General features: G+C 53.0%; 17 protein-coding genes and 1 riboswitch. Of the genes, 5 read left to right on the forward strand and 12 right to left on the reverse strand.

Translation table 11 applies throughout. From position 1 onward, the window contains the following. Positions 1–688: 688 nt before the first annotated feature. From SQ11_RS08490 to SQ11_RS08505, 4 genes are all read left to right on the forward strand, one after another. Positions 689–2,575: a S8 family serine peptidase gene (locus SQ11_RS08490; protein ID WP_041513730.1), complete on the forward strand. Its 1,887-nt coding sequence runs from the start codon at positions 689–691 to the stop codon at positions 2,573–2,575. A 638-nt stretch (positions 2,576–3,213) separates the two neighbouring features. Beyond that, positions 3,214–3,930 (forward strand): PEP-CTERM sorting domain-containing protein, encoded by a 717-nt coding sequence (locus SQ11_RS08495; RefSeq protein WP_041513731.1) that lies wholly within the window; start codon positions 3,214–3,216, stop codon positions 3,928–3,930. 459 nt (positions 3,931–4,389) lie between these two features. Then, positions 4,390–5,184, forward strand: a complete 795-nt coding sequence (locus SQ11_RS08500; protein WP_041513732.1) for an XDD4 family exosortase-dependent surface protein — start codon at positions 4,390–4,392, stop codon at positions 5,182–5,184. Positions 5,185–5,481: 297 nt separating this feature from the next. Continuing rightward, a riboswitch (cyclic di-GMP riboswitch) is annotated at positions 5,482–5,568 on the forward strand. A 147-nt stretch (positions 5,569–5,715) separates the two neighbouring features. Next, positions 5,716–7,605, forward strand: a complete 1,890-nt coding sequence (locus SQ11_RS08505) for a S8 family serine peptidase (RefSeq protein ID WP_041513733.1) — start codon at positions 5,716–5,718, stop codon at positions 7,603–7,605. 97 nt (positions 7,606–7,702) lie between these two features. Here the strand turns inward: SQ11_RS08505 and SQ11_RS08510 are convergent, their stop codons facing one another. The 6 genes from SQ11_RS08510 to SQ11_RS08535 are packed head-to-tail and all read right to left on the reverse strand — an operon-like array spanning position 7,703 to position 12,705. Continuing rightward, positions 7,703–8,518 (reverse strand): M48 family metallopeptidase, encoded by an 816-nt coding sequence (locus tag SQ11_RS08510; RefSeq protein WP_041513734.1) that lies wholly within the window; start codon positions 8,516–8,518, stop codon positions 7,703–7,705. Between the two features lie 35 nt (positions 8,519–8,553). Further along, a complete protein-coding gene (locus tag SQ11_RS08515) occupies positions 8,554–9,225 on the reverse strand; it encodes a PEP-CTERM sorting domain-containing protein (protein ID WP_156972449.1) in 672 nt (223 codons plus the stop codon). A 21-nt stretch (positions 9,226–9,246) separates the two neighbouring features. Next, positions 9,247–9,741 carry a peptidylprolyl isomerase gene (locus tag SQ11_RS08520; protein WP_041513736.1) on the reverse strand — a complete coding sequence of 165 codons (495 nt, stop codon included), beginning with the start codon at positions 9,739–9,741 and terminating at the stop codon, positions 9,247–9,249. 8 nt (positions 9,742–9,749) lie between these two features. Then, positions 9,750–10,358, reverse strand: coding sequence for a peptidylprolyl isomerase (locus SQ11_RS08525; RefSeq protein ID WP_041513737.1), 609 nt, complete (start codon positions 10,356–10,358; stop codon positions 9,750–9,752). Between the two features lie 53 nt (positions 10,359–10,411). Then, positions 10,412–11,692 (reverse strand): murein L,D-transpeptidase family protein, encoded by a 1,281-nt coding sequence (locus tag SQ11_RS08530; protein ID WP_232297939.1) that lies wholly within the window; start codon positions 11,690–11,692, stop codon positions 10,412–10,414. Next, positions 11,659–12,705, reverse strand: a complete 1,047-nt coding sequence (locus tag SQ11_RS08535) for a tetratricopeptide repeat protein (RefSeq protein ID WP_041513756.1) — start codon at positions 12,703–12,705, stop codon at positions 11,659–11,661. Before SQ11_RS08535 ends, SQ11_RS08530 begins: the two co-directional genes overlap by 34 nt. 107 nt (positions 12,706–12,812) lie before the next feature. Between SQ11_RS08535 and cysS the strand changes: the two genes are divergently transcribed. After that, positions 12,813–14,198: a cysteine--tRNA ligase gene (gene cysS / locus SQ11_RS08540; RefSeq protein WP_041513739.1), complete on the forward strand. Its 1,386-nt coding sequence runs from the start codon at positions 12,813–12,815 to the stop codon at positions 14,196–14,198. 472 nt (positions 14,199–14,670) lie between these two features. On the opposite strand, the gene SQ11_RS08545 is transcribed toward cysS, so the two are convergent. From SQ11_RS08545 to SQ11_RS17870, 6 genes are all read right to left on the reverse strand, one after another. Further along, the gene (locus SQ11_RS08545; protein WP_041513740.1) at positions 14,671–14,931 is read right to left on the reverse strand and encodes a hypothetical protein; all 261 of its coding nucleotides are present in this window, start codon (positions 14,929–14,931) and stop codon (positions 14,671–14,673) included. Positions 14,932–15,214: 283 nt separating this feature from the next. Further along, positions 15,215–16,294, reverse strand: a complete 1,080-nt coding sequence (locus tag SQ11_RS08550) for a sigma 54-interacting transcriptional regulator (protein ID WP_084226785.1) — start codon at positions 16,292–16,294, stop codon at positions 15,215–15,217. A 342-nt stretch (positions 16,295–16,636) separates the two neighbouring features. Further along, a complete protein-coding gene (locus SQ11_RS16790) occupies positions 16,637–17,026 on the reverse strand; it encodes a DUF4280 domain-containing protein (protein WP_084226786.1) in 390 nt (129 codons plus the stop codon). Between the two features lie 92 nt (positions 17,027–17,118). After that, positions 17,119–17,658: a hypothetical protein gene (locus SQ11_RS08560; protein ID WP_041513742.1), complete on the reverse strand. Its 540-nt coding sequence runs from the start codon at positions 17,656–17,658 to the stop codon at positions 17,119–17,121. 104 nt (positions 17,659–17,762) lie between these two features. Beyond that, entirely contained in the window at positions 17,763–19,862 is a 2,100-nt protein-coding gene (locus SQ11_RS16430; protein ID WP_084226787.1) for a DUF4157 domain-containing protein, read from the reverse strand. Between the two features lie 188 nt (positions 19,863–20,050). After that, positions 20,051–20,244, reverse strand: a 194-nt coding sequence (locus SQ11_RS17870) for a hypothetical protein (RefSeq protein WP_232297941.1), incomplete at its 5' end; no start/stop codon positions are given.

Raw genomic sequence — 20,244 nt, forward strand, 5'->3', positions numbered from 1 at the left:
GTGGCGTTCAAAGCACGTCATCCCGCAAGCCGGTGAGGTATGCGGGCATAAAAATCGTAGTCATGCATTGGTTTGTACTTGTCCGTCGCTATTTGACGACATGAAATTCTCAATTTCATCAATGAGTTATATTAACCCATCAATATTATGTTGCTGAAAAGCAACAATAATATCTTGCTTTTCCTCCTTGCTTATCCTTAAGCTATTGTTTTATGGTAGTTAATTATTCTGGCATGATAAATGCTTATATCGCATAGCCCGAGCGTTCGGTAAAGTATGAAGGAGCTACCGCAGATAAGAAATACAGAAGAACCATAACAAAACAATAGCGAAAAAAGAGGGATTCAAAGGGTGGCAAGACACGGTAGTTCCTGGATGCGATATTCAAGCTGATCTTTGAGTAATCCGGATCAAGATCCGGATTTGTGTGTATCAATATCATAAGAGCTCATTCAGGGCCATTCCGTCCAGTTTTCCTTCTTCGGCCCATAGCGGGCAATCCCCTGTCAGGTCTATTTCCCGGTCTTCAAGCAAGGATATTCCAACCTTGGCTTGTGGACCAGCGGGTTCTCGAGCGGATTTCTCCGGCTTCGCCCCATTATTTCCAGCCCATGCCGTTTGCCGCTTCCATAGATTCTTTAGGTAGGAATTCTCAAAATTAGGAAAAAATTAGAGGAGGAATTGAAACATGAACATCATTAAACGCGCATTGACTGCTGCCGACATAGAGGGTCCGGCTTCAGGCGCCGTACTATTAAACATTATTCCCGATTCATGGCTTCTCAGTCACGCCCTGCGCAGGATCGTGGCGCTGGTGCTGACCGGTTGCATGATTATCCCCGCGGTTTCTGATGCAGCACCTCCGGCGGACGCGGGGCCGCGGTCTCCGGGTTCCGAGACATGGGCAAAGGGGCGGATTCTGGTCATGCCGCGCGCCGGACTGCCGGAAGAGGAGCTCGCAAAAATACTCGACGCCCACGGCGGCAAAGGCAGGAAAATCGGCCAGAGCGATCTGTATATCGTGGACTTGCCGGGTAATGCCTCGGAAAAGGCGGTCGCGGCAAGGCTTGCGCATAGTCCCCATTTCAAGTTCGCAGAACTTGACTATCGTGAGTCACCCGAATTTGTACCGAATGATCCTTACTATGGCAGCGCATGGCATCTGCCAAAAATCGGTGCTAATTTGGCCTGGGATCGTTCCCAAGGCGTGGGTGTGACCATTGCCATACTGGACTCGGGTGTCGATAGCGCCCATCCCGATCTCGCGCCACGGATGGTGCCGGGCTGGAATTTCCATGATAATAATTCCAATACATCGGATGTTTATGGTCACGGTACTCAGGTAGCAGGGGCAGCTGCAGCGGCCGGCAATAATGGCATAGGTGTTACTTCGGTTGCGGTTCAGACGAAGATCATGCCGATCCGCGTTACCGACCTCAGCGGCAGCGGTTATAGCAGCATGATTGCCAATGGCTTGATCTATGCAGCTGACCGAGGAGTACGCGTTGCCAATATCAGTTTTGCAAACCAGCCCAGCAGGTCCGTCGTGGTGAGCGCCGCGCAATACATGAAGAGTAAGGGGGGACTGGTGGTGGTTGCCGCCGGCAACAACGGCATCAATGAAAATTTCACGCCCACCACGGCGATGATTCCGGTATCGGCTACCGATGGCAGTGACATGAAAACCAGTTGGTCGAGCTATGGTAGTTATGTGGCCATGGCCGCACCGGGTACGGGGATCTGGACGACGAGCAGAGGAGGGGGTTACGGAGCGGCCTCCGGTACTTCAGTATCCAGCCCGGTTGCCGCCGGTGTGGTCGCACTCATAATGGCGGCCAAGTCAACGCTGCTCAACACCCAGGTCGAAAGTCTGCTGTACTCAACGGCGGTCGACTTGGGCGCCGCCGGACGCGATTCCTATTATGGCTATGGGCGGGTGAATGCCGCACGCGCGGTGCAGACCGCCGTGGGCACTACTCAGACTGCAGATACTCAAGCTCCGGCAATCTCCATCTCGGCACCCCTTGGCGGCGCAACGGTGACGGGACTGGTCGGCGTGAATGTGGTCGCGACCGATAATGTGGGCGTGACCCGTGTTGAACTGCGGGTCAACAGCACCACGGTCGCCATCGATACCACGGCGCCGTTCGGATTCACCTGGGATTCAAGGGGCACCCCGAATGGCGTGGCCAATCTGGTTGCTTATGCATTCGACGCAGCCGGCAATTCCAAGGCTTCGGCCGCTGTCGCGGTGAATGTGGCCAACGGAACCGTAACGGTTGCCAAAGACACCACGCCGCCAGTGGTGAAAATTATCAATCCAGTCGCGGGCAATGTCTCCGGTAACGTCGTCATCAGCTTAAATGCAGCCGACAATAGCGGCGCTGCGGGCATCACGCAAATGCTCTATATTGATGGGGTGCTAAAGGCTACCGGAAGCGGCAGCACGCTGGGTTACAACTGGAATACCCGTCCCAAAAGTGTCGCAGCCGGAACGCACACCATCCGGGCAGTGGCGAAGGATAAAGCGGGCAATGCCTCGTCTGCTTCCGTGAATGTAACGGTGATCAGGTAGCGTTGCGAGTGGATGGCCGCATCCACATAACCGGACCAGGCATCATAGGGTCCGGTTTTTATTTGGTCTACCCAAGCGGCAGCCCTGATGCTTAAAAATGGAAGGCTCCGTATACTTTTACGATCCTATTTTTCGTCGAAATTGTTTACATTCCGATACCGAGCCCATCTTCGTAACGACAAGCCTGATTGCTCAACCGCAGAATCAATACCCTAACATACCACTATTATGAGTTCAGGCACCCGCACATGTGACGGGTGTCGCAAAATGACGGGTTGCCGGCTCGTGAGCAGTATGTCCTCTTGCTAACGTCCCTTGAATCGTCAGGGTGTATCCCATCCGATAGGCAAGACTCTTAAAATGCAGCCAATTATGCTTCGGCGATAGTGAGTGCTGCAGACATTACTGCTAATAAAACCGTAATAGCTTAGTAGTTTAGATGAGACTGCGCGAGGCTATGCAGGACTCCCTGCCTTCTTGTCGGATATCTTTACAATAATGTAGATAATCAGTCGAGATAAAATTAAATAGATATTAAAATTAGTGACTTGTAATTGCTTATTCACCAGGCATGTAAATTGCTTATATCTAGTTGGGAAAACCAATATCTGATGTAGTTTTTACCTGGGGAGTCTGCGATGAAAAAATTTTATTTTTCTAAATCTTCATATATATCTGCTTCTGTACTTGCTTTAACACTGGGACTGTCTGCGCCCCTGGCTCACTCCATTCCCTTCACCATTGATGGCGTGCTTACGGGGGACATTCGTCTGAATAACCCGGATAACCTGATCATGAACGTCACTATTACAGGTGATACTACTTCTAACCAGGCTTTCTGGACGATTGACATCAACTCGCCCGCTCACCCGGATGTCAAGCTGGATGAGTTCTATTTTAATATGAGTGGGCTTGCAAGCGACTACAGCTTCAGTGGTTTCGATCCTACAGGCTGGACTGTAAACTCGCCGGCAACTGTACAGGGGGCGGGAGGAACTTCCTTTATGTTTGAAACGTTGGATCCGGCAGGTCCGCCCAACGCAGCTGACGTTACCAACAGTCAGAACCTGACCTTCACCATGACCAACAATGTGGGTAATTTCACCACGGCATTGTTTACCAATGCCCCGGTGGCTCAATCCAATGATGCGGGTTCCGGTCAATTGGGCGCTCATTTGCAGAGTCTCACTACCGCGGGAAACTGTGGAACCTCAACCAGTTGCTCCGATAGCGGCTTCGCGTTTGGGAACTACGATTCTGGTAATCCCCCCGTCCTTATACCTGAGCCAGCGACACTCTCGCTTCTTGGCTTGGGCCTGTTGGGATTCGGCGTAGCCCGCAGGCAGAAAAAATAATTAACTTTTCACAGTTTCAACGTACAGACCCGCTTCGGCGGGTTTGTTGTTTGCTGGCTATTGGCGCAGTAACTGGCTACGCGATTCATCGATCAGGACACGCTTGCGCCTGGTAACCATTACACACCTCCACAAATCAAGAATCAATAGGGTTAAGACCGACCGGTTGAATCCACTGGTACGATTTATCGGGTAGGGTCACTCCACGCAGACAACATCGCTCGTAAAACCTTAATAGTTCACAAAGTAACTCAACCTAGGCTTAAAGAAGCGACGCAGGCTTTTTGAGGATCTCGTTGTCGAGAGCTTTTACTGAAATGTGAATTATCAGTATAGGAAGAGATTAAATTTAATTAAAATCAATGTTTTATTTTTATTATAAAATCTGGCACGCAAATTGCTTCATATGCAATGAGGGTCAAACATATTTGTAGCTTACTATCAGGAGTCATAAAAAAAATGAAATACTCAAAATTATCCGTAGCCTTTGCGGGAATGCTTGTAGCATCGGCTGCATCGTTGGACGCTATGGCGGTTCCTATTACCTTTACGGGTTCGGGGACGGGCCCGGGAGGTGTTCCAGTCGCCGCATCGGCTATTTTTAATATCGTTGGTAACAATTTAACAATCACCTTGCAAAATACCTCATCCTCGAACAACGGGCAGGATGTACCGGGCAGCACTCTTACCGGTCTGTTTTGGGATTTCACGGGTAACCCTCTTCTGACGCCGGTTTCTGCGACGGTGGGCGCTGGGTCGTCTATTCTGGGTGCCTGTGATTTAGTCAATTGCACTGGCCTTACGAACGTTGGCGGCGAGTTTGGATATCAGGCGACTTCGCTTACCGGTGGTGCTGACAGGGGAATTTCAAGCTCGGGCTATCTGAACAGCGGCTTATCGGGAAATATCGGCAATTTCAATAATGGCCTTGCCGGCACCGATCTGGATAAGCCAGCATCACTCGATGGGATAAATTTCGGGATTATTTCGGCTGCATCGGGCTTCAATCCAAACACTGGATTGTCCAAGGATCCTCTCGTCCAAGACACGGTCGTTTTTGTCCTGACCGGGGTAAATGGCTTGTCGATCACTGATATTTCGCATGTCAGCTTTCAGTATGGAACAAGTATAACGGAACTCAATGTTCCCGGCGATCCCCGCGATCCTCCCGTCCTTATACCTGAGCCAGCGACACTCTCACTTCTTGGCTTGGGTCTATTGGGATTCGGCGTAGCCCGCAGACAGAAAAAATAATTAACTTTCCCAGTTTCAACATACAGACCCGCTTCGGCGGGTTTGTTATTTATTGGCGGCGGAGGAGCAGCGGCCCTGCGGCAATCGTTGTTTTGCGATGGCAATTAGGTATTATCCCCGCTCTGCATCGTTTCCTCCACGTTTAGTACCTCAATTAATTCGGCTAGCAGTAATTTGAGGCAGTCGCATCTGCTGATATACTTTCTTTCTGGCTGACTCGTTCGCTTGCCCCATGAGTTGTACTTCAGTCCAATGGGCAACGAGCGTGGTTCATGTAAGATAACGCCAGAATTCTTGATCTGTAAAGGGCAAACCTCGCAAAAGCGGGGGGCGCAAAGTCATCGGTCTACCGGGCATATGCCCCAGGACGGCAGGACTGCCAGATAACGCCACTTCCTTTGTCAATGTGGTGAATTGACGGGAATCAAGCAATACGTTCGGATGCGGATTTTCATAGTCCGGTTACTGAGCGTTTTTCTCTCCAGGCCTATCCAGGCGGTTCCGCCTCCCTATCACGAGGAGGAACTACGGATGAATATTAACAAACCTGCATTACCTGCCGCCGGGATAGAGGGTCCGGTTGAGGGGGCTACAACACAAAATCTCTCTGGCTTTTTTGGCTCACGGCGTCCCGGTCTTGCCCGGCACAGCTTCGTGGCATTGGTATTGACCAGTTGCATGACAGCCTCGATGGTTTCCAACGCCGCCCCTCCGGAAGACAAGGGCTCACGATCGGACGGTTCCGAAACCTGGGCAAAAGGGCGGATTCTGGTGATGCCGCGCGCCGGATTGCCGGAAAAGGAGCTTGCAAAAATACTTGGTGCCCATGGCGGCAAGGGCAGGAAGATAGGCCAGAGCGACCTGTACATCGTGGATTTGCCGGGAGATGCCTCGGAAAAGGCGATCGCGGCAAGGCTGGCTCGCCATCCACATATCAAGCTGGCGGAGCCCGATTATCGTGATTCGCCCGAGCTTGTGCCGAATGATCCCTATTATGGCAGTGCATGGCATCTGCCAAAAATCGGCGCGAATTCGGCCTGGGACAGTTCCCAAGGCGCGGGTGTGACCATTGCCATACTGGACTCGGGTGTCGATAGCACCCATCCCGATCTTGCAACCCGGCTGGTGCCGGGCTGGAATTTCTATGACAATAACTCCAATACAGCGGACGTTTACGGTCACGGCACCAAAGTCGCAGGCGCGGCAGCAGCGGCCGGCAATAACGGTGTTGGTGTTGCCTCGGTGGCCGGTCAAGCGAAGATCATGCCGATTCGCGTTACCGACCTCAGTGGCAGCGGTTATAGCAGCATGATCGCCAATGGCTTGATCTATGCAGCTGACCGCGGCATACGCGTTGCCAGCATCAGCTTTGCAAACCAGCCCAGCAGGCCCGCCGTGGTCAGTGCTGCGCAATACATGAAGGACAAGGGGGGGCTGGTGATAGTGGCTGCCGGCAACAACGGCATCAATGAAAATTTCACGCCCACCACGGCGATGATTCCGGTATCGGCTACCGATGGCAATGACATGAAAGCCAGCTGGTCGAGCTATGGTAGTTATGTGGCCATGGCCGCACCGGGTACGGGGATCTGGACGACGAGCAAGGGGGGTGGTTACGGGGCGGTTTCCGGCACTTCTGTAGCCAGTCCGGTCACAGCCGGCGTGGTTGCGCTCATGATGGCGGCCAAGTCAACGTTGCCCAACACCCAAGTCGAAAGCCTGCTGTACTCGACGGCGGTCGACTTGGGCGCCGCCGGACGCGATTCCTATTATGGCTATGGGCGAGTGAATGCCGCACGCGCGGTACAGGCGGCCGCGGCCACTGCCGAGGCTCCGGATACCCAGGCCCCGGCGGTTTCCATCTCCGCGCCTATCGGCGGCGCAACAGTGACGGGACTGGCCAGCGTGAACGTGATCGCGACCGATAACGTGGGCGTGACCCGTGTCGAACTGCGCGTCAACAGCACCACGGTCGCTATCGATACCTCGGCGCCGTTCGGATTCACCTGGGATTCAAGCGGCACTCCCAACGGTATGTCCAATCTGGTTGCTTATGCATTCGACGCAGCTGGCAATTCCAAGGCTTCGGCCGTTGTCGCGGTGAATGTGGCCAATGGCACCACAACGGTTCCCAAAGACACCACGCCGCCAGTGGTAAAAATCATCAATCCGGTGGCAGGAGATGTTTCAGGCACCAATGTACCCGTCAGCGTGAACGCGACCGACGATAGCGGCGCTGCGGGCATCACGCAAACGGTATATATCGACGGAGTGTTGAAGGCGACCGGAAGCGGAAGCACGCTGGGCTATAACTGGAATCTCCGCAAGGTTGCGGCCGGCCCACATACCGTTGAGGTCGTGACAAAGGATGGGGCAGGTAACGTTTCGTCCGCTTCCGTGAATGTGACGGTGACAAAGTAGCCGGGTAGAAACCGCAAACGGATTGCGCTACAAAACCGGGCCAAGCATCATGTCTGCTGGCTCGGTTTTTTTTCACAAGGTGCAATAGTGACGCTGCTTAGCGGCGTGCGGCCTGATAGAGCGGCATAACGACTGGAAGCAATGATTCGATTTGCTGAACCCGGGTTGAGTCGGCGGGATGGCTGCTCAGAAATTCGGGTGGTTGCGCGCCGCCACTGGCGCTCATCATCTTTTGCCATAAGGTTATTCCGGCACGCGGATTGTAGCCTGCGCGGGCGGTCAGTTCCAGGCCGATACGATCGGCCTCCGCCTCGTCGGTACGGCTAAAGTGGGTTGCTATCAGAGCTTCGTAGCCGATATTGGCAAGTTGGGTCGCATTCTGACCGAGGCCAAGCATCGCCGAACCAACGCCCATCGCCGCTTGTGCGGCGATCGCCTGGGATACCTGCTCACGCGAATGCTCGCGCAAGGCATGGGCGATTTCATGCCCCATGACCACCGCAATCTCTTCGTCAGTCAATCTCAGGCGATTGATCAGTCCGGAATAAAACATGATCTTGCCGCCGGGCATGCAGAAAGCATTGAGCTGATCGCTGCCAATGATATTGACTTCCCATTTCCAGCCGGGCGCATCCCGGCGGAATACGCCGGTTTGCGGTTCAATCCGGCGGGCGATGGCCTGTACCCGCTGCAGCATTTTGCTGTCCTGGTTCAGTGCGCCTTTTTCCGTCGCTTCCGCTTTCATCTTGGTGTAACCCTGCGCTGCTGTTTGCTCCAGTTGTTCCGATGAAATAAGCATGAATTGAGAGCGGTTCGCGCCCACCGCGCCTCCCGTGGTGGTAGTCGCGCACCCGCTGAGCGCTGCTAACCACAGACTGATCGATATAGCTGCAAGAAGTCGAAAAATGGACATGATTTTCCCCAATAAAAAATATCTATCATACGTATTTAGAATCCTGGAAAAGGATTTCTCAATATTTTCCGGCGGCGTATAACCATCAGTGCGGCGGCAGCCAGGGCAAGCAGCGCAAGTATCCCAGGTTCGGAAACGGCGATGGAGGAACGGAAATTGAGCGCTTCCACGGCATCAAGTGTGTAGGCTTCCGGAAAGCCTTGTCCGCTGTTGCCTGAGGCAGTCAGCCTGAGGTAGCTGATCTCGCCGAGTCCAGTACCGGATATGTCCACATTCGTCACGCACGGGGATGCGAGGGAGCATGAAAAATTCAGCAAATCTCCGGCAAGGGAAAAAGCGTGGATGAAGCTGGTTCCATCAGCGCTGATATCCAGGCTGAATCCGTCCAGGAAGCTGAAAGTATCGTAGAACCGGAGATCAGGACCGGTTCCATCGAGCACTTCGCCACTGCTGAAGCGCATGGTAATGGTGCCTGGAGATCCCGTGGCGCCGCCCAAGGCGACGATGGTTCCATCCAGCGCCTTTATCGCAGCCGTTACCGCCTGCAGGCTATCAATACCTTCCCCATCAGCAATTCCGTCGTCAATCCCGAAACCGGTGCCTCCTTTAAAGCTGATCACGGTATCCGCAAAAGGCAGGGCATGCAGGGTGGGAGTTGCGACAGACAGGGCTGCCGTGAGCGCGAACGAAAGGAAAAATTTGTGCATGGTCATTTCGCAACGAGGGGGTTATTGCACCACTTCCGCTTTCTGTATCACCACGTCTTCCAACGGCACGTTCTGGTGTCCGCCACGATCGCCTGTTTTTACTTTCTTGATCTGGTCCACCACATCCTTGCCTTCCGTGACTTTGCCAAATACGCAGTAGCCGAAACCCTGAGAAGTCGAGGAAGTGTAATTGAGAAAATTATTATCGGCGACATTGATAAAAAACTGGGCGGAGGCAGAGTGTACATCGGAGGTACGTGCCATGGCGATGGTATATTTTTCATTCTTTAGGCCATTGGCGGCTTCATTCTGAATCGGCGAGCGGGTCTGTTTCTGCTTCATTCCCGGCTCAAAACCGCCTCCCTGAATCATGAAGCCGTCAATCACACGATGAAATACCGTATTGTCGTAATGGCCGCTATTTACATAGTCGATAAAATTCTGAGCGGTCAATGGAGCTTTCTCGCTGTCCAGCTCAAGGGCGATGGTGCCGTGATTGGTATGCAGTTTGATCATGTCTGTCCTTATTTGGTAGGGTTGCTGGCCGCGGAAGCAGGTTCTGCCGCGATGAGTTTGATTTCTTCGATGACCACGGTTACGTTAGGCACATCGCTCGGGAAAGGCCCTGCCGCACCGGTTGGCGCGTCGGCAATCCTGTTGACGATTTCCATTCCCTTCACGACTTTTCCAAACACGGTATAGCCGTAGCCCTGTTGCGTAGGCGCGGTATGGTTGAGAAAAGCGTTGTTGGCGACGTTGATAAAGAATTGTGCCGAAGCCGAATGCGGGTCCGACGTGCGAGCCATGGCAACGGTCCCGATGTCATTCCTGAGGCCGTTGGCTGCCTCATTTTCAACAGGCTGCCTTGTAGCCTTCTGCTTGAGGGTCTTATCGAACCCGCCGCCCTGAATCATGAATCCAGGGATGACACGGTGAAACACCGTACCGGTATAGTAGCCATCCTTTACATAGTTCAGAAAATTTCCTACCGTCTTTGGCGCCTTATCCGGATAGAGTTCCAGCACTACGCTGCCGAAATTAGTTTTGATTTCAACCTGGGGATTGGCAGCGTAAGCCGTTGTGATCGTGCTCAAAAGAAATGAAAGAACAGCGAAAAGCCGGATGATATGCATGGGTTTCCTGTAAGAGGGGAAATTAATTGATCGTTTTTATCATAACATGGGAACTATGCCGCGCTTTCATAGATAATTCGCCATGGGCCCTTGTTGTTTTCCTTCATCCAGTATTGACGTTTTTTAATTTTGTTGGACAGGTTGTTGCTGGAATATTCCTGGTCGAAATTGACGACTACCAAGTCGTTTCTGCCCGGGTAAAGAAACATGCCAACATTGCTGATGCCCACCTTGATCCAGCTTTTGGCGGCATTCACCTGGCGTTTGTGCTCCGCCCATTCAGCAAGGCCCTGGTTGCCGCTGGAGAAATCGCGCCCGTAATGCCGGATATAAGCATCGGTATCTCCGCTCTCCCAATCACGCCGCCAGCTTTCCAGATGCTGCATCAGTTTGTTGCGCAGCACTGCCGCATCGTCAGGTTTTACCCATTCCACTTCTTCACTGATGATGACGGGAGTAATGCCGACTTGCAGTGTCGCGCCCACCCTATCCAGATCCTGATTGGAGAGCACCACACAACCGTCGCTGGCACGAGGCGGGCGGCTGTAAGTGTTCGAGGGCGTTCCATGCAGCCAGATGCCATAACCATTGCGTCCATGGCGCCTGTCCCATTCGTTCGGATAATTGATGGGAAATGCGCCGCTGCCGTAGAAATCCGTGAGTTTTTCACGGGGGAGATTGGCGGTGATGAAATATACGCCGACTGGTGTTTTCTTGTCACCCTCCTTCAGCTTCTGCGACCCGTTCTTGCCACTGCTGATGTAATAATCGGCGAGATAGCGGGCTTCCCCGCGAACATTCTGGTACATATAAAGCCGGGATTTGCGGGTATCGGCAATGATTGCGTATTTCTGCTCCGGCTGCATTTGCAATAGATACTTTGGTGTCACATTGCGCGGTACCGATTCCTGATGACGCTGCATCCTTGCGCGTGCTTCCTCGCGCAGATCAGCGAGGTCTTGTTGTGATACGCCCCCCGTATCGCCCATATCGTTGATCGGGCGGGCGCGAGCCAGCAGCAAGTCACCCTTGATCAGTTGCGCGAGGCGGAAGTTAGGGTTGGTCTTAAGCAGTTGCTCGATTCCGCTCAAAGCAGAGTCCATGCGTCTCTCCGCGATTTCCTGCAAGCTTTTGACGAGCGCTGTTTCCGGTCCGGCCATGGATAGTTCCGTCACGATCGAGTTTTCACTGGCCAGGACGCCAGGAATTGCGAGGCAGCATGCCGCCAGTATAGCCGTGCTGGCCGCGGTTCTCCCCGTTATGCAATTCAGCTTCAGGGAAGCCAGGGGGATGGAGGGTTTCATCGCCCGAGCCGCTCCTGTTGTATCAGCCATTCGTTTCCTGTTTTGACCATCTCCAGGGTCTTGGTGGTGGTGCTCTTGATCGAGTCCGAATGATACGATTGCTTGAAGCTCACCCTGGCGTGTGTGGCATCGGTAAAGCTGATTTTAGGATGAATGATTTCGACCTGGATGGATTTTGGTTTGTCGATGCGCTCCCGGCGGTTTTTCTCCCATGCCGGGCGCGAGGTGCCGCGAGGGGTATGGAAGTCGCCTGCATAAAATGCGAGATATGTGGTGGCATCCTTGTCAGACCATGCCTTGGCCCAGGCTTTTATTGCTTTTAGGACTTCATTGGAGCCGCTTTCCGCGACCGCAGGTTTTTGCGCTGCCGGTTTTTCAGCAATGGCGGCTTTCTCAGGCGCGGATTTCTCAGCAGCTTTTGTCGGAACCTTTTCCGGCGCTTTCTCCGCAATTTTTTCCGGATCCGGTGGCGATGGATTGCCTGCAGCGATGGCGGAGGGTTGAATGTCCCTGGATTTGCTTGTTGGGGTCAGATTCTTGATGATCGCAAGCCGGGTCTGCGCGGCAAGATTAGCCTTGTCCAACTGTAAAGCCTTGCCATATGCCTGACTTGCCATTTTGGCATAAATATCACCCAGATTCTCGTGCGCGGTGGAATAACTGGGATGGGTGCGTATCGCGGTCTCCAACGCAATCCTCGCCTTATCATACTGACCCTGGCTGGCATAAAGCACGGCAAGGTTATTGTGTGGCTCGGGCATATCCGGGTAATCTTCCGCTAGTGAAGAAAATACCCGGGCGGCATCGGCAATCCTGTTTTGCTCGGTGAGGATCAACCCTTTCTGGAAGCGCATTTGGGCGTCCTTGGGTTTGATGGCAAGGTAGGTATCCGCTCGCTCCAGTGCCTTGGCCAGATTGCCTTGCTTATAGAGTTTGGCAACTTCCTCGTTTTCATCGGCAAACGTAGTGGCAGTCACAAATAGCAGGGCGGCGGCACAGGCTGCCATGGACGCATTTGCCTGGTGAAAATTTAGCGTTATCATTGTGATATACTGCTCCGGTTTTGTCGAGCCAGCCCAGAATATTCCGGCTTCTGCCAAGAGGCCTGCCGATTCTACCAAGAAGCCCGTCCATTTCACAATCTCACCAGATGCTCAAGATCCATAATTCGCTTACAAGGGAAAAGCAGGACTTCGTTCCCATGACATCCGGCCACGTTAAGATGTATGTATGTGGCATGACGGTTTACGACTATTGCCACCTTGGGCACGCACGCATGATGGTGGTATTCGATATGGTGGTACGCTGGTTGCGGGCGAGCGGTTTTAACGTGATTTATGTGCGCAACATCACTGATGTTGACGATAAAATCATCAAGCGTGCGCAAGAAAATAACGAGTCCATCGAAACGCTAACTACCCGCTTTACCCATGCGATGCGGGAAGACGCCGCCAAGCTGGGTGTCGAGCCGCCTTCGTGTGAGCCACGCGCTACCGAGCATGTGGAAAGAATGGTTGCCATGATTCGCACCCTGATCGATAAAGGTCTTGCTTATGCCGCTGCCAACGGCGACGTATATTATGCCGTGCATCGATTTCCCGGTTATGGGAAATTATCCGGAAAATCACTTGATGATTTACGAGCGGGCGAACGCGTACTCATCGATCCACACAAGAAAGATCCTCTGGATTTCGTATTATGGAAGGCCGCCAAGCCCGATGAGCCGCAGTGGCATTCGCCCTGGGGAATGGGGCGTCCCGGCTGGCATATCGAGTGCTCGGCGATGAGCGAGCATTATCTGGGTGAGCATTTCGATATACACGGCGGCGGACAGGATTTGCAGTTTCCCCACCATGAAAACGAAATTGCGCAAAGCGAGGGTGCGCATGAGCATCCTTTCGTCAACTACTGGATGCACAACGGTTTTGTGCGTATCAATGATGAGAAAATGTCCAAGTCACTTGGCAATTTCTTCACCGTGCGCGAAATACTCAGCTGCTACCAACCGGAAGTGGTGCGGTTTTTTATTCTGCGTGCGCATTACCGCAGCCCGCTGAACTATTCCGACCAGCATCTGGAAGATGCCAAACGCGCCCTCGACCGACTCTACACGGCCCTGAAAGGAAGTGAAGTAAGGGAAGCCGCCAGGGCGGCGATAGACTGGAACGAGGCCTCGGCATGTCGTTTCAGAGAAGCGATGAACGACGATTTCAACACGCCGGATGCCATTGCCGTGCTGTTCGATCTTGCCAACGAGATTAACAAGACCGGATCATCAACGGATATGGCATTGATGAGAGCGCTGGGTGGTGTGCTGGGTCTGCTGCAACAGGATACCCAGCAATATTTCCAGGATGCCGTGACGGCGGGCAACTCCGCATTTACTCAGGAACGCATTGAGCAGATGATTCAACAGCGCCTCATTGCCCGTACGAACAGAGACTATAACGAGTCCGACCGCATTCGCAAGGAATTGCTGGATGCCGGGATCGTTCTGGAAGATGGCTCTCAGGGCACCACCTGGCGGCGCGGTTGAATTATGTCTTAAGCATTGCCTTCTGCGCGTGAGATGGGTGCCAGATAAAGTTTGTCTGGGTACTTGTCGCATCTATTGTCATTTCAGTTCCTTCCTCAAGGACAATATCTGGGTAGAATCCGACCCATGCTAATCTGGAACAAGGTGAAAAAGAACGTACGAGCCCACTGGACTCGCCCGGCCAATGAGATTGTATTTATTGAGACAACCTGTGGTTAACAGTCTGATTGAATGATATTTATTGCTGCCGATTACAATTACGCAGGCTGGAATCCGGAAACATGAATCCGTGCATAAATATTACCCACCATGAGATCACTTCTGACCCAGATAAACGTAACTCTCAAAACTCTCCAACCTAAATCCATTAGTCGGGGTGGAGGTGTACGGTTTTGGGACGCGAGGCGAGGCAATAACGCGGAACGGATTCCTGGCACCACGTTCCTAACTAGGTATTTGTTTATATGTATTTTTATTGACCTGTTCGACGCGGATTCGGACGGGTTGGCGATAGAAAAATTTTTTTATCGTTACCCGTCTCTATGTAGTCGAGAATTCCCTGGTCCACAAGATCATCCAATGCTTTCTGTATGATATCCCGGGCGGTTTCGTAACGCTGACGAATAAGCCACCACTGAATAATTCCATCCATGGTGTCCGCAGCGGACGGATGGGCACGTAAATACTCGATGATCTCCTGACGGGGATCTGGCGGTGTGTTGTCTGAAACCATGTCACTAAAGTCCGGAGTAGAACCTCAGCTGAGGCAAAAGTATTGGGTGCAACGTCCCAATTCTGCTTAACGCCTAATAATTCAAGCAGAGTAGGCAGTTGCTTCAATAGCATTAACCCAAGCAATAACTGTGCCATAGTTTTCCGGGAATTAATAACTTTCAGAAACAGACCAGTATCTCAAAGATATTTTTTGAGATGAACCTGTCGCAATCAGATAGATCTCAACGTAAGAATCTCCGACACCCGGAAGTCGGCTAAGCTGATGCTCGTGCCCTTTGAGATCATAGTTCCTGGCCCTCACACCAGTTGATCCCGTGTTTCTTCAGCAATTTACCGAAGGCGCGCCGTTCCTTCCCGGCGAGACGGGCGGCCTGGCTGACATTACCGTGGGTTCGCTCCATCAACTGGCCAAGATAATGTCGTTCGAATTGCTCCAGGACCATGGATTTCGCAGCAGAGTATGTGGTGTCCCAATAGGTTGTCATGCGGCGCTCAAGAGTATGCCGCCGGTCGGAACTGCAGTGTACGGGGGAAGTTAAGCGCAATGTCGTATCGTCACAAACCACCGTTTCCCTATAGATAAGCCCTTCCAGTTCACGAACATTGCCGGGCCACGCGTAACGACGAAACCAGCTACAACTTTCCTGATCGAGTTCCTGCGCTTCACAATGAAATTTTGCTTTGCAGCGATCAAAAAAGACGTTTGCCAACAGCATCGCATCGTCATCCCGTTCCCGAAGAGGCGGTAGCTTCATCCCAAGAATTCGCAACCGATACAGCAGATCACTGCGAAAAGCGTGAGATTGGACGAGGTCGTCCAGACGCGAATTCGTCGCAGCGATTACGCGGATGTCGACTTTTCGTTCGACGCGAGCACCGATGGGACGATACGTACCGTCCTGCAGGAAACGGAGCAAGGCGACTTGCGCTCTCGGAGAGAGGGCATCGACCTCGTCGAGAAATAGTGTTCCTCCGGCGGCCGTTTCCACGAGCCCAGGCTGATCGGTTCTAGCATCGGTAAAGGCACCCTTGACATGACCAAAGAGTTCGCTCTCTATCAGGCTTTCGGGGAATGCGCCGCAATTTATCGGCACGAAAGCCTGGTCGCGTCGAGTGCCGCGATAGTGCATGGCGCGGGCGACCATTTCTTTTCCTGTTCCAGTTTCTCCCTCGATAAGAACGGGGGCATTCACTTTGGCCAACTTGCCGATCAAAACGAGCATCCGTGAAAATGCGGAAGAGTTTCCAAGAAGGGTAAAATGATCGCTTATCCCACCAAGCTCAGGCACCCGGGTTGAGGCGATAACCTCTGGTGGGGGGCTAGGTTTATTATCGTAAGCATGGTGGCTTTCCTGATTCATACTTTTCCCCTTTAAGACCAATTTGAGAAATCTTCATTGCACTGCTCAAGGCATTTGCCCGCTCGCGGCATTTATATTGTTTCCTGGCCTATTTTATGGTTCTGAATTCGAATTTTGAGCATTAAACATATCATGCGGCCGAGTAATAAAAGAATGTGGGAAGGGGAAACCGGGGTCTGTGCGGTACCCGACAGACAGGGGGGTTAATTGCAGAGAAATCCAATCCGTCAGAAGTAAAAATGGCCAAATGTTTACCTGGCTGAATTATGCGGTTGCCAACGTCTTCATAGGAGAAGGCTAATGGATTACCTATTTAACCCACGCATTTGCGACGCAAGAATGTCACGGAATAAGTTCCGTGAATTGTCCCGGCACTGCGACCTGGATTATCCCGCCCCACATACAGTTAAGCGTACAAGTGTTATCCAGTGACGGCTGGTTGCCGAGCAGCACGGTTGCTGCACCGGGCACCCACGGGCTTACCGTGGCCGGGATGCATGGTTGCGGCGTAAGTACGCCGAACGCCGCTGACGTTGCGGCTGCCACCGCCGGGTTGGCTAGGCTCATGCACATCCCGAATGGGGCGATATTCACCATCGGTTTATGGTCCATGATGGTGGCAGCGGGTTGGCTGCTTGTATTGACTCTGTTGACGGGCAAAACGGCCAGTTGACTGGGTGCCATGCCAAAGCTGCACGTTAATAGAGCGCCGTTACACACATGTTGTGGCATATTGAATCATTCCATTAAATAAATTGTTTTGAAGTCCGATTCCATCGATTTGATTTGTCTGGCGGCGCGATTCCATCCTATGCAGGCTACCGTTACTTAGGAAAGAAGGATCGCAATTGCTTCTTGCGCGCGTCATTGATGGGCGCTGCCGATAGCAGTTCTTCCAACTCCTGCCGGTCTGTCGGTGATTCAGAGTACCTCTCAGCCAGGAACCGCTCAACAAACCGCATGGCACGCTCATCTATGCGTCGAAGTTGGAACTGGACGTCATATCGTCTTCCATAATCCTTGCTGGCCTGTAGCGCCCGCTCATACTCGGCGCGCATGGCCGGGTCGGCGATTGTTGCTGGATCCACCTCGCCGGAGCCATAGACTGCGCCGTGCGATCGTGGCGGAGCTGCGCCCTTCACGGGTTTATCCTCGGGATTCCACATCGGATCAATATTCCGATCCAGCACCGCAAAAAAGCGCAACCGCTGCGCGAGTGCTTGTTTGCGCGCTGTGATATCTCCGATTGACACATCACGCTCAGCCGCTTCAATCATATCCAATGACTCGTGCACCAGCGCAGGATCCTGCTCTATCTCGAACGCGACCAATTTCTCTGCCACTTTCTCATCTATGAGGTCCATAACGGTTCCCTTATACTTCGGCCGGTCCGCCAACGATGAAGCTGATATACACATCGCTCCCATCAAAAGCCCTATAGGTATCCAGCCGAAGTATCTGATATCACTCAAGGGCATTGCGGGATCACAACGCCCGCTGCAGCAACCGTAGTTGACCCAGTTGCCCCGGCCTTACTCGAAGTCAGCGTAGAAGCATCGGCATCCAGTGTGTGTATCTGCGCCACATTTCTGATTGCGCGGAACGCACCGGTACCCACTTTGTATTCATAAGGAATATTTACCGTGATACTTCCTGGCACGAACGGTGGTGCTGTGCCGCAGTGACCCGAATAAGCGCAGTCCCCAAGGACAGATTGCGTTCCCTTGCCGGCAACTACGGTATCAGTCAGCGCTTTATCCGGGCAAGCGCCGGCCGTGGCTCCCGAGCAATGGCCTGTGCTGAAAGTATTGCACGAATAAACCCCGGGAGTGGTGGGAACCCCGGCGACATTTAGCTCGCGATACCTTACTCTGCTGAAGTTCACGGTATCCGGTCCCAGGAATACCCGTGTCTGGATTCCAGAGTCCGCTTGGTTCAACGTATGCTTGACGCCCGTCCCCGGTTCGCGATCCATGGCAACAGAGGTGGGGGCGACCACGTCGAACGAGATCGTCGCCGTGCCAGCATTTACTGTAATCCGTTTCGCCGTATCTGGCGCCGTAAATATGACGGTGACCCCATTAGCGGCGGAAAGTGTTCCGCTCGTTGTGGTCCAAGCCGCGCTGCCTGGTGCATGCGTCAGATTAACTTCCTCCCCCACCCCGATCGTCGTTCTCGTCCGCGCTCCCGGCGATGTAACGACAGTCTGGCTGGTGATAGTCTCGGGAGGCGGTGGTACCGGCGGAGTAGGTCCGGGCGGAGTAGGTCCTGGCGGAGTAGGTCCGGGCGGGGTAGGTCCGGGCGGGGTAGGCCCAGGCGGAGTAGGCCCGGGTGGAGTAGGCCCCGGTGGCGTCGGTGGGGGTGTAGGCCCACTAAAACGCGTGTCCAGTGCACCCATCGTCTGGGGTCCTACGAGTCCGTCTATGGTTATCCCTGAGGCTTGTTGAAAATCACGGACAGCAGTTCGCGTTTCATTGCCGAATATTCCGTCAACACCAAATTTTGGCAGAGGAAACCCGGCATCTATCAAGGCCTGCTGTAATTTACTGACGGCATCTCCTTGCGATCCGACTCTCAAGAGCCGCTCGTTATCGAAACAAGCCTCCAGAACAGCATCACCGGAGAATCGCGGAGAGGTCAAATCATGGCCGTCACCGATGGTTCTCTGCACGGAAACCTCTTTTGACCGCTCATTCAACTGCTTTGCCTGCAATGAAACGCTTCCCGTCTGCTGTACCACATGTGTGAGCTCGTGAGCGGTAAGTTCCAGATTTTCTGGAGTGTTACCCGCACCATAGTAAATATCGGAGCCGTGCGTGAATGCATTGGCGCCAACATCCCGATTCAACTGAGCCGCTTCAATGCCGGTATGGACGCGCACATGACTGAAATCCGTTCCAAATCGCGGCTCCATGTACTCACGCACGGTGCCGGGTAATCGATTGCCCCCGCCTTTACTTTGGTTAATGCGGGATTCGATCTCATCTCCCGCTTCAAAGCTGTCGCCCCGTGATCTGGCCGATCTGGCCTGGATTGGTTCGGTTTCTTCTTCCTCTGGAATAGTCTGCCGCCGCACTGATTTTCTGCTCAACTCACTGGATTTAGTCTGGAGCGGCACTTCTTTCTCTTCCGATTCCTCGCTGTTTTCCGTTTGCCGTTGTACGAATGGAGTAATTTCTGCAGCCAGCGGCTTTGTTTGCAGTATTCTTTCCTTGTCTTCTTCTGTCGTTTTCTCTTCCGGGGAGAGGGTTGACGGGATTGAATTTGCCAGGCCAATATCCGGCATGCTCATCACCCGGCGGGCGACGCGGTCAGCTTCCTGTTCGTATTGATCGTCCGCCGCGCCGACAGTCAGCTTTCGCTGGAGGCCGATAATCTTGCCTTGTGGCGTAAGACGCCTGGCTCGAATTAACTGCGCCACACGTCTGTTGCCTAATGTTCGTTGCAATTGGAGGATGGGCGATTGATAGCCCCCTCCGAATGGTCGGATGGGAGTCGAGCCAGGCGAGCGGCGCATGACCTGTGGCGTTATCATTTCCGGCGACCTTGTCCGCCGTCGCTGAGACATGACTGCTACCTCCTGCGGCAAAATCTGTTAAGAACTAGAATGTGTTTTTATTGACTTGTATTTGATCTATCTTTGATCTGGATAAGCATTGGCCGTTTCAGGCAATGTCAAATATCAAGACCTGTTTATTGCGTCGTGTTGCCTTTTCTGATCGCTTGATTCGAAAAATTCCCCAAGGCAATTGCATCTTAACAATTCTCACAATTTCCCGGCTCGCCTAGCGATTTGCCACTTGCGGCTTTTTTGCAGTTGTGACAGTGCGTGAATTTTTTGCTGTAGGCCTTGCCCGTACAATTGCGTCCGGCCCAGCATGTGCGCTTTACGAGGACTTCGTGTTCATCTCCTTCCTCTTCGGGTGGGGGGGCCGGTATAACCCGTTCTT

The organism is Nitrosospira sp. NpAV, assembly GCF_000832065.1.
Lineage (GTDB): Bacteria > Pseudomonadota > Gammaproteobacteria > Burkholderiales > Nitrosomonadaceae > Nitrosospira.

What these genes read in the sequence shown, in the direction of transcription:
- SQ11_RS08525 (WP_041513737.1), bottom strand. Translation starts at nt 10,358, where the DNA reads ATGCATATCATCCGGCTTTTCGCTGTTCTTTCATTTCTTTTGAGCACG.
- SQ11_RS08505 (WP_041513733.1), top strand. Translation starts at nt 5,716, where the DNA reads ATGAATATTAACAAACCTGCATTACCTGCCGCCGGGATAGAGGGTCCG.
- SQ11_RS16790 (WP_084226786.1), bottom strand. Translation starts at nt 17,026, where the DNA reads ATGCCACAACATGTGTGTAACGGCGCTCTATTAACGTGCAGCTTTGGC.
- SQ11_RS16430 (WP_084226787.1), bottom strand. Translation starts at nt 19,862, where the DNA reads ATGTCTCAGCGACGGCGGACAAGGTCGCCGGAAATGATAACGCCACAG.
- SQ11_RS08495 (WP_041513731.1), top strand. Translation starts at nt 3,214, where the DNA reads ATGAAAAAATTTTATTTTTCTAAATCTTCATATATATCTGCTTCTGTA.
- SQ11_RS08550 (WP_084226785.1), bottom strand. Translation starts at nt 16,294, where the DNA reads ATGAATCAGGAAAGCCACCATGCTTACGATAATAAACCTAGCCCCCCA.
- SQ11_RS08500 (WP_041513732.1), top strand. Translation starts at nt 4,390, where the DNA reads ATGAAATACTCAAAATTATCCGTAGCCTTTGCGGGAATGCTTGTAGCA.
- SQ11_RS08510 (WP_041513734.1), bottom strand. Translation starts at nt 8,518, where the DNA reads ATGTCCATTTTTCGACTTCTTGCAGCTATATCGATCAGTCTGTGGTTA.
- SQ11_RS08535 (WP_041513756.1), bottom strand. Translation starts at nt 12,705, where the DNA reads ATGATAACGCTAAATTTTCACCAGGCAAATGCGTCCATGGCAGCCTGT.
- SQ11_RS08560 (WP_041513742.1), bottom strand. Translation starts at nt 17,658, where the DNA reads ATGGACCTCATAGATGAGAAAGTGGCAGAGAAATTGGTCGCGTTCGAG.
- SQ11_RS08515 (WP_156972449.1), bottom strand. Translation starts at nt 9,225, where the DNA reads ATGCACAAATTTTTCCTTTCGTTCGCGCTCACGGCAGCCCTGTCTGTC.
- SQ11_RS08520 (WP_041513736.1), bottom strand. Translation starts at nt 9,741, where the DNA reads ATGATCAAACTGCATACCAATCACGGCACCATCGCCCTTGAGCTGGAC.
- cysS (WP_041513739.1), top strand. Translation starts at nt 12,813, where the DNA reads ATGCTCAAGATCCATAATTCGCTTACAAGGGAAAAGCAGGACTTCGTT.
- SQ11_RS08490 (WP_041513730.1), top strand. Translation starts at nt 689, where the DNA reads ATGAACATCATTAAACGCGCATTGACTGCTGCCGACATAGAGGGTCCG.
- SQ11_RS08530 (WP_232297939.1), bottom strand. Translation starts at nt 11,692, where the DNA reads ATGGCTGATACAACAGGAGCGGCTCGGGCGATGAAACCCTCCATCCCC.
- SQ11_RS08545 (WP_041513740.1), bottom strand. Translation starts at nt 14,931, where the DNA reads ATGGTTTCAGACAACACACCGCCAGATCCCCGTCAGGAGATCATCGAG.